Consider the following 12,608-nt stretch of genomic DNA (forward strand, 5'->3'; position numbering starts at 1 on the left):
ATAAAAAAGCAGGCGGCCTTATTGAATGGGAACATCCTGCTTTTTTATCAGAGCTTTATGCTCGATAGCAATCTCTTCAAAAGAGCGGGAGTCGTCCGTAATCAGCACTTTCGTACCCACCGGAATCGTTTGAAACAGATGAATAACCTCATCGTTATGCATACGTATACAGCCGTTGGACACAAATTTCCCTATTGATTCTTCTCGGTTTGTCCCATGAATTCCGTAAATCCGCCCGTCTGTTCCTTTCGCGTCAAACCCGATCCACCTTGCCCCAAGCGGGTTGTCAGGAGCTCCTCCTTCAATATTTTTCTTTCTGTAGTAAGGATTCGCCGCTTTTACCGTCACCGAAAATTCTCCTTCCGGGGTCAGTTCATCTGTTTTTCCTGTCGCCACACTGTACACGCCTTCTACTTTGTTGTCGAGGATGACAGCCAGTTCGTTTGTTCTCTTGTTGACAATGACGTAAGGATCGCCGGGCAGCGGGTTTTCGCCAAGCGGCCAAATCGGTGAAATCATCATAAAAATTGAACATAAGAAAAAACGCATAAGCTCCTCCTTTTTCATTAGGTTGACCAATGAAGGAAGAGCTCATGCGGATCATGCGAGTGATTTTTGCGCTTTTATTCCTTTAAAATAACTTTTGATGACTAAATATTGCTCCATTTCCCCGAGAAGATGAAAGAGAGCGGCTCGTGCTTCAAATTCCTCTCTTGTCACCGGAAGCGGCATCTCTTCAAATTCTTTTCTCATGTCAGCAAGTCTTTTCAAAAATTTGTACGCCGTATTTCCCGGGTGTATCGCTTCCCGTAAATCGTGAATAAATTCAGCGATCATTTTTCCCTGATCTACCGTAATCGAGATAGAAGTCACTTTAGGAAGAAGGCGTTCGATAATTTCAAATTGCTTTTCTCTCATTTTAAAATAATGATAATGCAGGTTTTCGTAGCGCAGAATGTGGTTTTGCACATCACGGTATGCCAGGTTTTTCGCCTCCGTAATGAGCTGGTGCGTTTCCGGAATTTCTTTTCCGCTCCAATCTTGCTCACCAGTTAACAAATACCGCTCTATTTCTGCGAAAATGACAGCGAAGTTATCCTCTATCTTTTTGCGATAGGCAATCAGCTTCCGGTCAAGACTCGGCATATACAAGTTCATCAATAGAGCGACGCCGATGCCAACCGTAATCAGCTGAACTTCATTCCAGATGAAAACAGGCGTAATGCCGCCGGACATGTATAAATGAAGGATAATAACGGAACTGGTGACGATTCCCTCGTTAATTTTTAACAGGACCGTTATCGGAATGAATATCAATAGAAGCGCTCCGATAACAAACGGATGATAGCCAATCAGCTCAAAAAAGAGATAAGAAAAAACAATTGCCAGACAGCATGCCGCAAAGCGGGCCCATGACGCCTGAAGCGACCGTTTTTGTGTGATTTGAATGCACAAAATGGTGATGATTCCTGCTGAAGCGAAGTTTTGCAAATGCAATAGCTGGCTTATATAAATAGCCAAAGCTGTTCCAAGCGCGGTCTTTATTGTGCGGTAACCAATTTTAAACATGTCGGACTCCATTTCTATTTGTTTCTTCAATAAAAAAGAAGAAGCGATCAGCCTTCTTCTTTTTTTCTATATTCTATAATATTTTCTCTAAAAAGTCCTGCGCTCTTTTGGATTTTGGCGAAAGAAAAAATTCTTTCGGGTTGCCGTCCTCGACAATCATTCCTTGGTCCATAAACAGCACTCGGTCTGCCACTTCTTTTGCGAAGCCCATTTCATGCGTGACAATCACCATGGTCATGCCGGTTTCGACGAGCTCTTTCATCACCTGAAGCACTTCTTTGACCATCTCCGGATCAAGGGCAGAGGTCGGTTCGTCAAACAGCATGATTTCCGGATTCATCGCAAGTGCCCGGGCGATGGCGACGCGTTGTTTTTGCCCGCCTGATAAACGGTTTGGATAGTCATTTCGCTTTTCAAATAACCCGACTTTGCGGAGCAGCTCTTCGGCTTTTTCCTGCGCGGCTTGTTTTGATTCTTTTTTGACATTTACAGGCGCGTACATAATATTTTCGAGAACCGTTTTGTGCGGAAAGAGATGAAAATGCTGAAAAACCATCCCGATGTTTTCCCGGACCTTTAATGTGTTGGTTTTCGGCTTCGTGATCTCTTGGTCTTTGATCATAATGGTTCCGCCGTTAGGCTTTTCCAGCAGGTTTAAACAGCGAAGGAACGTTGATTTGCCTGAGCCTGAAGGGCCGATTACGGCAACAACTTCACCTTCAGCGATCGTTGTTGAAATGTTTTTTAATACTTCATGTTTCCCAAATGATTTTGACAGCTTTTCAACCTTAATCATTGGATTTCAGCTTCCTTTCTACAGCCTTGCCGATAAACGTTAAAATCAAGACAAGCACATAATAAATCAATCCGGCGATAATGAGCGGCTCAAGGTAATTGTAAGTAGCGGCGCCAGCTTGATATGCGCGTCTCATGACATCACCAAGCCCGATGACGGTGACGATCGCCGATTCTTTTGTTAACGTAATTAATTCATTCAAAATAGCGGGTGATATATTTTTGAAGGCCTGCGGCAAAAGCAGATCCTTCATCATTTTGCCGTACGGGACACCCAGTGCGACAGCCGCCTCTTTTTGCCCTTTATCAATGGCGTTGATTCCGGCTCTGATGATTTCCGATACATAAGCGGCGGAATTCAATGACAATGCGACAACCGCAGCCCAAAACTGGTCAATTTGAAATCCGAGCAGCTGAGGAAGCCCGAAATAGACAATCATAAGCTGCAGCACTAAAGGCGTACCGCGGAACACTGATGTATAAAAATCAGCGATCCAGATAAGAGGACGAAACGTGCTGATCTTGCATAAGCTTAGCACAATTCCCAGTATAAGTCCGATAATGGCTGATACGATGACAATTTTCAAAGTAATTGCCAAGCCTTCTAATATAAAAGGAATTTGGGGGATCGTTGCTGAAAAATCCAAATTCATAGTCTTTGTCTCCTTTTCTTACAGGAAAAAAGATTTCCTATTCAATAAAAAGGCTCAACGAAAAAGTTGAGCCGCTTTTTTTACTTCTCGCCAGTGAACCATTTTTTCTTCAATTTCTCGAGCTCTCCGTTATCTTCCATTTCCTTGAGCGCTTTATTGAATTTGTCTGTCAGTTCACTGTCCTTTCTGAAAGCAATCGCTGAACCGGCTTCCTCCGCTTTCGCATCAGGAATCACGAAGCCTTGCAGGTCGTCATTTGATTTGAAATACCCTTCTGCTACAATGTCTTCGATAATCGCGGCATCAAAGCGGTCAGATTTGATTTCCTGCACCAAATCAGAAATTCTGTTGCGGTCTTCTGTTTTAAAGCCATATTCCGGAGAAAGCTCTTTCCCCTTCTCTTCCTGAATAGAGCCAAGCTGAACGCCGACTGTTTTTCCTTTCAGGTCTTTCAGAGATGTAATGCCGCTGTCTTTTTTGCTGACAATCATATGGTTCGCTGTGTAGTACACATCGGAAAAATCAACTTGTTTTTTACGCTCAGGCGTCGGTGTCATTCCTGACAGAACCAGATCCACCTGTTTTGATTTCAGCGCTGTAATTAAGCTGTTGAAGTCCATATCCTGCACTTCAATTTCGTAGCCAGTCTTCTTCGCAAGCGCTTTTGCCAAATCTACATCAAAGCCGACAATAGTATCGCCTTCTTTATATTCAAACGGTTTGTAATCCGCCGAAGTACCCATAATTAACTTTTTCTTTCCGCCTTCAGAACCTGAATTGCTTGACCCGCAAGCGGATAGTGCTAAAGTGATGCAGGCAGCCACAAGTAATAAGAGCCATTTTTTCATGATCCATTTCCCCCATATTCATTACTTTTAGTTCTTTTGAATATTTATTCGTTAATTTGTATTTTAAACAGTTTCTTATTTTTATGCAATACTATTTTTAAAAATTATCTTCAAGCTTATTTTTCCAGCGGTATCTTTTCTGATATCACTAGATAAATATAGATTTATTGTACAATCGGATTGAATAATCTCTTAATATTTATTCATATCTCTTTGGGATTTTATGCATAAAAAAACCGGATGCCTAAGCGGCTCCGGTTTTTTTCGTCTTATACTTCTTCACAATATTCTTCAAAGGCTTCTTGCAGCTTTGCCACAACTGCCATCGGCTCATGTCCTTCAATTTCATGACGTTCTACCATTTTCATGATTTTTCCGTCTTTCAAAATCGCAAATGACGGAGAAGATGGCGGATATCCTTCAAAATAGTCACGCGCTCGCGCTGTCGCTTCTTTATCCTGTCCGGCAAAAACGGTAACGAGCTGATCAGGTCTTTTATCATAGTGAACGGAATGGTAAGCTGCCGGTCTCGCAATTCCCCCGGCGCATCCGCAAACTGAGTTTACCATGACGAGCGTCGTTCCTTTTTTCGCAAGCGCCTCATCCACCTCTTCAGCTGTTTTCAGCTCAGTGTATCCGGCAGCTGTAATTTCTTGTCTCGCTTGGCGGACAATATCATTCATAAATAAATTAAAGTCCATGTTCAATGAAGACCTCTCCTTTTTCATCATCTGTTCCTATGATAGCAAGGAAACGTCCATATCGGCAAATGACATTGCTTGGCCGTACACTTTTTTCGCTTTCCGTTTACTGTTGACAGAAAAAGGGGATCATATTACCAGATGTAAAATAAAGGAGCAGTTTTATATGAGCCACCGGAAAGGGTTACTGATTCATAACGGAAATGCCGGCAACAAAAATATAGAAAAAGCATTAGGGGCAGTGGTGCCGGTATTATCACAATCTTTTGATGAGGTGATCATTAGACAGACAAAGAAAAAAGACGATGCGTATCATTTTTGCCAATCCATTGATGATTCTGTTGACACCGTCTTTATTCTCGGCGGCGACGGTACGGTCCATCAATGCATAAACGGCATCAGCGCTTTAGAACAAAGGCCAGCAGTCGGGATTTTGCCAGGCGGCACATGCAATGACTTTTCGAGAGTGCTTGGCATTCCTCAAAATCTCGCAAAGGCGGCGGAAGCACTTGTGCCAGGAAAAAAAACAAGCGTAGACGTATGTCAGATGAACGACCGTTATTTTTTAAATTTCTGGGGGATTGGCTTGATTACAGAAACATCGAATCAAATTAACGAAACGGAAAAAGCATTATTGGGGAAAATCAGCTATTTTACAAGTGCATTGCGGACTGTCTCATCTGCCGCATCGTTTCCGATGACATTAAAAATTGACGGAGAAGAAATTAAAGAAGAAGCCGTTATGCTGCTTGTGATGAACGGACAATACATCGGAACGAACCGAATTCCCCTGCCTGATGCAAGTATAGAAGACGGCTTACTCGATATCCTCATATGCCGCAACACCAACCTCACTGCATTGCGGGAGCTGATGAGCATGGAACAGGGCACAATTGACCGTTTTGCCGGAGAGCTGTCCTATATTCAGGCCTCCCGTATTGAGATTGAAACAGAAACGGCCAAAAAGGCTGATATGGATGGAGAAGTTTATACACAAACGCCCGCGGTCATTCAAGTCCTGCCGCAGCACATCGACATGCTTGTTCCTGCAATTGAATAACTGTCTTTATGGCTTAGAAAGATTTTGCAAATCCGTTGACTCTCCCCTAGGAGGAGGCTTTACAGTATAAGGGATACACTTTCGAAAAAGGGGAAGTCACATGGAGAAACAAAATATCACCTTAACAATATTATTGACCAATTTATTTATTGCCTTTTTGGGGATCGGACTTGTGATTCCGGTAACACCCACCATTATGAATGAATTGAATTTATCGGGTACCGCGGTCGGTTATATGGTTGCCTGCTTCGCTGTTACACAGCTCATTGTTTCACCAATAGCCGGTCGATGGGTTGACCGCTTTGGTCGTAAAATCATGATCGTGATCGGTCTTTTGTTCTTTAGTGTTTCGGAGTTATTATTCGGCATCGGAAAAACAGTAGAGATGTTGTTTATATCCCGTATGCTTGGCGGTATCAGCGCTGCCTTCATTATGCCCGGGGTCACGGCTTTTATCGCAGATATCACGACTATTAAAACACGGCCGAAAGCGCTCGGTTATATGTCAGCCGCCATTTCAACAGGTTTTATTATCGGACCCGGGATCGGGGGATTTTTAGCGGAAATCCATTCCCGCCTGCCTTTTTTCTTTGCGGCAGCCTTTGCGTTGCTGGCAGCCGTTTTATCAATCCTCACGCTGCGCGAGCCGGAGCGAAATCCTGAGAATCAGGAAATAACAGGGCAGAAAACAGGCTTTAAACGGATTTTTGCCCCTATGTATTTCATTGCTTTTCTTATTATCTTGATTTCGTCTTTTGGTTTAGCGTCATTTGAATCATTATTCGCGTTATTCGTTGACCATAAATTCGGATTTACGGCAAGCGACATCGCCATTATGATTACAGGCGGAGCGATTGTCGGCGCCATTACGCAAGTCGTCTTATTCGACCGCTTTACAAGATGGTTTGGGGAAATTCCTTTAATTCGGTATAGCTTAATTCTCTCAACGAGTCTGGTATTCTTGATGACAATCGTGCATTCTTATGTTGCGATTCTGCTAGTAACAGTCACTGTGTTTGTCGGATTTGATCTCATGCGTCCTGCGGTAACGACTTATCTGTCAAAGATTGCGGGAAATGAACAGGGGTTTGCCGGCGGAATGAATTCAATGTTTACAAGCATCGGCAATGTATTCGGGCCTATTATCGGCGGAATGATGTTCGATATTGACGTAAATTATCCATTCTACTTTGCAACGGTTTCTTTAGCTATAGGCATTGCGCTGACCATTGCTTGGAAAGCGCCTGCCCATGCAAAAGCCAGCACATGATAAAAGCGTATTCTTTGTGTACTGCAAAGAATGCGCTTCTTCATTATACTGATATAGAAGGAGTGATGGCATGGAGGAATCGTATTATTCAATTGGAGAAGTTTCAAAACTGGCAAACGTGTCAATTAAAGCGCTCCGTTACTATGATAAAATTGATCTATTTAAACCCGCTTACGTCGACCCGGATACCAGCTATCGCTATTATACAGATTCTCAGCTCATTCATCTGGACTTGATCAAATCATTGAAATATATCGGCACACCTTTAGAAGAGATGAAAAAGGCACAGGACCTAGAAATGGAAGAACTGTTTGCTTTTTATTCAGAGCAGGAGAAGCAAATCAGGGAGAAATTAGACTTTTTATCAGCATTGGAGCAAACCATCGCAATGGTAAAAAAGCGGATGAAACGGCAGATGGAATTTCCCGCGCTCGGCGAGGTGTTTGTTTTAGATGAAGAGGAAACACGCATCATTCAGACAGAGGCAGAGGGAATCGGGCCTGAAAACGTGCTCAACGCCTCCTACAGCAAGTTGAAAACATTCATCGAATCAGCAGATGGATTTACAAACAATAGCTACGGCGCTACTTTCCCCTTTCAGCCGTACACCAGCATTGATGAAATGACTTACCGGCATATTTTCACGCCTGTACTGACGAATAAACAAATTTCGGCGATTACGCCGGATATGGAAATCACAACGATTCCTAAAGGCAAATATGTTTGTATCGCTTATAATTTTTCTCCTGAGCATTATTTTCTCAACTTACAGAAGCTTATCAAGTATATCACTGACCGCCAATTGACTGTTGTCAGTGATGTTTACGAGCTAATCATACCGATTCATTATTCACCGAAAAAACAAGAAGAATATCGGGTCGAAATGAAAATCCGAATCGCTCAATAATCACGAATAGAAAAAGAGCATTTTTTGAATTTATGTTTCAAAAAATGCTCTTTCTGCTTATTTAGTAAACTGACGTTTTTTCATCAATCGATTCTAAGATTTGTTTCACTCGTCCCAAGAATCGTCCGCACACGAGGCCGTCAAGCACTCTGTGATCCAATGACAGGCACAGATTGACCATGTCTCTTACAGCAATCATGCCATGATCCATGACAACCGGACGTTTGACAATCGATTCTACTTGAAGGATGGCAGCCTGAGGGTAGTTGATGATGCCCATCGACTGAACAGATCCGAACGAACCTGTGTTGTTGACGGTGAACGTCCCTCCCTGCATGTCGTCTGCTGAGAGTTTTCCATCTCTTACTTTTTTGGCGAGGTCTGTAATTTCTCGCGCAATGCCTTTAATTGTTTTTTCATCAGCGTTTTTAATCACAGGAACGAATAAAGAATCCTCTGTCGCAACCGCGATTGAAATATTGATATCCTTTTTCTGGATGATTTTGTCGCCCGCCCACATGCTATTCATTTGCGGGAATTCTTTTAACGCCTGGGCGACCGCTTTTACAAAAAAGGCGAAGAATGTTAAATTAAACCCTTCCGTCTTCTTGAAGGAATCTTTTATATTGTTGCGATATGCCACCATGTTTGTGACATCGACTTCCATCATCGTCCAAGCATGCGGTATTTCTGTTTTGCTGCGCTTCATATTGGAAGCAATTGCTTTTCTTACAGCTGTAACAGGGATTTCTTTATCTCCGGCTGCAGACGCCGGAGATGAAACCTCTTCCTTCGGTTCCGGTTTTGGTGCAGATTCTGGTGCAGGAGCTGCTGTTTTCGGCTCCTCAGCCCGTTCTTGAACGCCGCCTGCCTCAATGATGCGCTGAATATCTTTTCGCGTAATGCGGCCGCCGGCACCTGTTCCTGTCACTTGATCAAGATCAATGCCGTGCTCTCCTGCCAAACGGAGTACCGCCGGCGAGTAGCGCTTTTTATTTGGCTGATCGGCTGCTTCGGCGCGGGTTTCTGCGGCAGGCGTCTCAGCTGCTGCTGATGCCTCGGGCTGCTCTCGTTTTTGTTCAGCCGGATTGGCGCCTTCTGTTTCAATTTTACAGATGATTTCCCCGACTTGCAGGGTCTGTCCTTCTTCACCGACAAGTTCTGTTATCGTTCCGGTAAAAGAAGACGGAACCTCTGCATTCACCTTATCCGTCATGACTTCCGCGATCGGATCGTATTTGTTCACTTTATCACCTGGGGCGACGAGCCATTTGCTGATCGTCCCCTCTGTCACGCTTTCTCCAAGCTGCGGCATCGTCATTTGTTCAATAGCCATGTTTGTATCCTCCTTACGTCTTTAAAACTCCGCTAATTCTCTCATCGCCGCTTCCACTTTATCAGGATTGACCATAAAGTATTTTTCCATTGTCGGCGCATAAGGCATAGCCGGAATATCAGGACCTGCAAGCCGTTTGATCGGCGCGTCTAAGTCGAACAGACAATGCTCGGATATAATCGCGGCCACCTCACTCATGATGCTGCCTTCTTTTGTATCTTCTGTGACCAAAAGGACCTTACCTGTTTTGGATGCGGCTTCGATGATTGCTTCTTTATCAAGCGGATAGACCGTTCTTAAATCAACCACATGCACTGAAATGCCATCTTTTTCGAGACGTTCTGCAGCCTGCAGCGCGAAGTGGACACACAGGCCGTATGTGATCACCGTGATGTCGTCGCCTTCCCGTTTTACATCTGCCTTGCCGATCGGCAGGACATAATCATCGGCCGGAACCTCTCCTTTTATCAGGCGGTACGCGCGCTTGTGCTCAAAAAACAGCACAGGATCTTCATCACGAACTGCAGCTTTTAAGAGTCCTTTCGCGTCATACGGCGTTGAAGGCATGACAATTTTCAGTCCGGGCTGATTGGCGAAAATCGCTTCGACTGACTGAGAATGATAAAGGGCCCCGTGTACGCCTCCGCCGTATGGCGCTCTGACGACAATCGGGCAGCTCCAGTCATTGTTGCTGCGGTAGCGGATTTTAGCCGCTTCAGAAATGATTTGGTTGACCGCCGGCATAATAAAATCAGCAAACTGCATTTCAGCAATCGGTCTCATACCGTACATAGCCGCTCCAATACCGACTCCGGCGATCGCGGATTCAGCAAGCGGCGTATCCATCACACGCTCTTCTCCAAATTGTTCGTATAGGCCGGCTGTCGCTTTAAATACACCGCCTTTTTTTCCTACATCTTCCCCAAGGACGAAAACACGAGGATCTCGTTCCATTTCTTCTTTCATCGCCAAATTGATCGCATCAATATATGACATTACTGACATTTGTTCTTCCTCCCTACTTCGCATACACATAATCAAGCGCTGACTCAGGAGCTGCATAAGGGGCGTTCTCCGCTTCATCCGTCGCTTCGTTAATGATTGCCATGATCTCATCCAGCATGGTTTGTTCTGTCTCATCGGACAGCAGGCCTGCTTCCTTTAAGTAAGCTTGATAAGTGAACAGGGGATCACTTTTTTTCGCTTCCTCTACTTCTTCACGGCCGCGGTAGCTGCTGTCATCGTCATCACTGGAATGCGGTGTAAGGCGGTAAGAAATGGTTTCAATTAATGTCGGGCCTTCTCCTCTGCGCGCCCGTTCACGTGCTTCTTTGACCGCTTGATAAACTTCCAGCGGATCATTTCCATTCACGGTTACGCCAGGCATTCCATAGCCTACGGCACGGTCGGAAATGTTCTCACATGCGACTTGCTTATCGTAAGGCACTGAGATTGCGTACTTGTTGTTTTCACACATGAAAATAACCGGCAGCTTATGGACGGCGGCAAAGTTTGCCCCTTCATGGAAATCGCCTTGGTTTGAAGAGCCTTCACCAAATGTAACAAAGGCTGCGATATCCTTTTTCTCCATACGTCCCGCTAACGCAATGCCGACTGCGTGCGGCACTTGCGTTGTCACTGGAGATGATCCCGTCACGATGCGGTTTTTCTTTTGTCCAAAATGCCCCGGCATCTGACGTCCTCCTGAGTTCGGATCCGCCGCCTTGGCAAAACCGGACATCATTAAATCCTTTGCTGTCATGCCAAACGCCAGCACAACTCCCATATCTCTGTAGTACGGCAGTACATAATCCATTTCACGGTCAAGAGCGAAAGCCGCTCCTACCTGTGCTGCTTCCTGTCCTTGGCAAGAGATCACGAACGGGATTTTGCCAGAGCGGTTTAACAGCCACATTCTTTCATCGATTTTTCTTGCTAACAGCATGGTTCTATACATATCAACGGCTTCCTGATCAGTAAGCCCTAGTGCTTGATGTCGGTTTGTACTCATTCAAGCCCCTCCTTTATGCTTTTAAAAATGAATGGCTTTGCCGTCTGCGGCAAGCGCTGCTTCTCCAATCGCTTCAGAAAGCGTCGGGTGCGGGTGAATCGTTTGTCCGATCTCCCACGGCGTCGCGTCCAGCACTTTGGCAAGACCCGCTTCTGAAATCATGTCGGTGACGTGCGGGCCGATCATATGCACGCCGAGGATATCATCCGTATCACGGTCCGCCACGATTTTTACAAATCCGTCGCTTTCTCCATATACGAGCGCTTTTCCAATTGCCATAAATGGGAACTTGCCGATCTTGACATTATGCCCATTCGCCTTTGCCTCATCTTCTGTTAAGCCGACACTGGCAGCTTCAGGGCTTGAGTAGATGCACTTCGGTACAAGTGTTGGATCAAGCGGATGCGGGTTGAGACCCGCAAAATGCTCAACCGCAATGATGCCTTCATGCGATGCAACATGAGCTAACTGAAGGCCACCGATTACGTCTCCGATTGCATAAATATGAGATTCCTTCGTTTGGCAGCTTTCATTCACTGAAATGACGCCATTTTCAGTGACAATATCAGTGTTTTCTATGCCGATTCCTTCAATATTTGCCTGTCTGCCGATGGAAACGAGCATTTTTTCAGCAGTGTAGGTAACGGTTTCTTCGTCTTTTTCCGCTTGAATGCTGATGTCATCTGCCGTTTTTGCCATTGTGTCAGGCAGCACTTTTGCCCCTGTGACGAACTGGATGCCTTTTTTCTTAAGAAGACTTTCCATTTCTTTTGAAATGTCTTGATCTTCAGTCGGCAATATACGGTCCGCGTATTCAATAACCGTTACCTCTACGCCAAAATCATGAAGCATAGACGCCCATTCAATACCGATAACGCCTCCGCCGACGATGATGATCGATTTAGGCAGCTTCTCCATTTGGAGAGCCTCATCCGAAGTCAATACATGCTCGCCATCCGCTTCAAGGCCCGGAAGCATTTTCGGTCTTGATCCTGTTGCAATGATGACTTGTTTCGGGATCAGCATGTCATTTTCTTCACCATTTCCCCGCTCAACAGAAATCGTTCCCGGCAGCGGAGAGAAGATTGACGGTCCGAGGATACGTCCATATCCGTTGTACACATCGATTTTTCCTTTTTTCATTAAATGATTCACACCGGCTGCAAGCTTATCAACAACAGCTTGCTTACGCTGCTGGACTTTTTCAAAGTTGAGGGACACGCCAGCCGTCTCCACTCCGAATTGGTCGGCTTCACGAGCTGTCCGGTATACCTCCGCGCTTCTAAGCAGCGCTTTACTCGGTATACAGCCTTTATGCAGACATGTTCCCCCGAGTTTTTCTTTTTCCACGACGGCTGTTTTTAAGCCGAGCTGAGCGGCTCTGATCGCCGCTACATAACCGCCGGTACCGCCGCCCAAAATGACTACGTCATACTCAGTTGCCATGGTGACTTCACT

At 45.0% G+C, this 12,608-nt stretch carries 13 protein-coding genes; 3 read left to right on the plus strand and 10 right to left on the minus strand.

The features are described 5' to 3' along the window. Positions 1-18: 18 nt before the first annotated feature. From EFK13_RS12165 to brxB, 6 genes are all read right to left on the minus strand, one after another. Positions 19-549, minus strand: a complete 531-nt coding sequence (locus EFK13_RS12165) for a L,D-transpeptidase (RefSeq protein WP_129505227.1) — start codon at positions 547-549, stop codon at positions 19-21. Between the two features lie 51 nt (positions 550-600). Continuing rightward, positions 601-1,569, minus strand: coding sequence for an aromatic acid exporter family protein (locus tag EFK13_RS12170; protein WP_129505304.1), 969 nt, complete (start codon positions 1,567-1,569; stop codon positions 601-603). Positions 1,570-1,642: 73 nt separating this feature from the next. Then, positions 1,643-2,365, minus strand: coding sequence for an arginine ABC transporter ATP-binding protein ArtM (gene artM, locus EFK13_RS12175; protein WP_129505226.1), 723 nt, complete (start codon positions 2,363-2,365; stop codon positions 1,643-1,645). After that, entirely contained in the window at positions 2,358-3,017 is a 660-nt protein-coding gene (artQ, locus tag EFK13_RS12180; RefSeq protein ID WP_064815036.1) for an arginine ABC transporter permease ArtQ, read from the minus strand. The genes artM and artQ overlap by 8 nt, the downstream gene beginning before the upstream one ends. Positions 3,018-3,097: 80 nt before the next feature. Further along, positions 3,098-3,865 (minus strand): arginine ABC transporter substrate-binding protein ArtP, encoded by a 768-nt coding sequence (artP, locus tag EFK13_RS12185; protein WP_129505225.1) that lies wholly within the window; start codon positions 3,863-3,865, stop codon positions 3,098-3,100. A 269-nt stretch (positions 3,866-4,134) separates the two neighbouring features. Beyond that, entirely contained in the window at positions 4,135-4,572 is a 438-nt protein-coding gene (gene brxB, locus EFK13_RS12190) for a bacilliredoxin BrxB (protein WP_024715130.1), read from the minus strand. 160 nt (positions 4,573-4,732) lie between these two features. On the opposite strand from brxB, the gene EFK13_RS12195 reads away from it, so the two are divergent. The 3 genes from EFK13_RS12195 to bmrR all read left to right on the plus strand — a co-directional run bounded on the left by EFK13_RS12195 (position 4,733) and on the right by bmrR (position 7,803). Then, on the plus strand, positions 4,733-5,626 hold the full coding sequence (locus tag EFK13_RS12195) for a YegS/Rv2252/BmrU family lipid kinase (protein ID WP_129505224.1): 894 nt from the start codon (positions 4,733-4,735) through the stop codon (positions 5,624-5,626). Between the two features lie 100 nt (positions 5,627-5,726). Next, complete coding sequence (bmr, locus tag EFK13_RS12200) at positions 5,727-6,896, plus strand: multidrug efflux MFS transporter Bmr (RefSeq protein ID WP_129505223.1); 1,170 nt, start codon at positions 5,727-5,729, stop codon at positions 6,894-6,896. Positions 6,897-6,966: 70 nt separating this feature from the next. Continuing rightward, positions 6,967-7,803, plus strand: coding sequence for a multidrug efflux transcriptional regulator BmrR (bmrR, locus tag EFK13_RS12205; protein WP_129505222.1), 837 nt, complete (start codon positions 6,967-6,969; stop codon positions 7,801-7,803). A 61-nt stretch (positions 7,804-7,864) separates the two neighbouring features. On the opposite strand, the gene EFK13_RS12210 is transcribed toward bmrR, so the two are convergent. The 4 genes from EFK13_RS12210 to lpdA are packed head-to-tail and all read right to left on the minus strand — an operon-like array spanning position 7,865 to position 12,596. Then, positions 7,865-9,139, minus strand: a complete 1,275-nt coding sequence (locus EFK13_RS12210) for a dihydrolipoamide acetyltransferase family protein (protein WP_129505221.1) — start codon at positions 9,137-9,139, stop codon at positions 7,865-7,867. A 21-nt stretch (positions 9,140-9,160) separates the two neighbouring features. Further along, complete coding sequence (gene bfmBAB / locus EFK13_RS12215) at positions 9,161-10,144, minus strand: 3-methyl-2-oxobutanoate dehydrogenase subunit beta (protein ID WP_064815029.1); 984 nt, start codon at positions 10,142-10,144, stop codon at positions 9,161-9,163. A 13-nt stretch (positions 10,145-10,157) separates the two neighbouring features. Continuing rightward, positions 10,158-11,150, minus strand: coding sequence for a 3-methyl-2-oxobutanoate dehydrogenase subunit alpha (gene bfmBAA, locus EFK13_RS12220; protein WP_129505220.1), 993 nt, complete (start codon positions 11,148-11,150; stop codon positions 10,158-10,160). A 21-nt stretch (positions 11,151-11,171) separates the two neighbouring features. Further along, positions 11,172-12,596, minus strand: coding sequence for a dihydrolipoyl dehydrogenase (lpdA, locus tag EFK13_RS12225; protein WP_129505219.1), 1,425 nt, complete (start codon positions 12,594-12,596; stop codon positions 11,172-11,174). Positions 12,597-12,608: the final 12 nt, after the last annotated feature.

It is taken from the genome of Bacillus cabrialesii (assembly GCF_004124315.2).
Lineage (GTDB): Bacteria > Bacillota > Bacilli > Bacillales > Bacillaceae > Bacillus > Bacillus cabrialesii.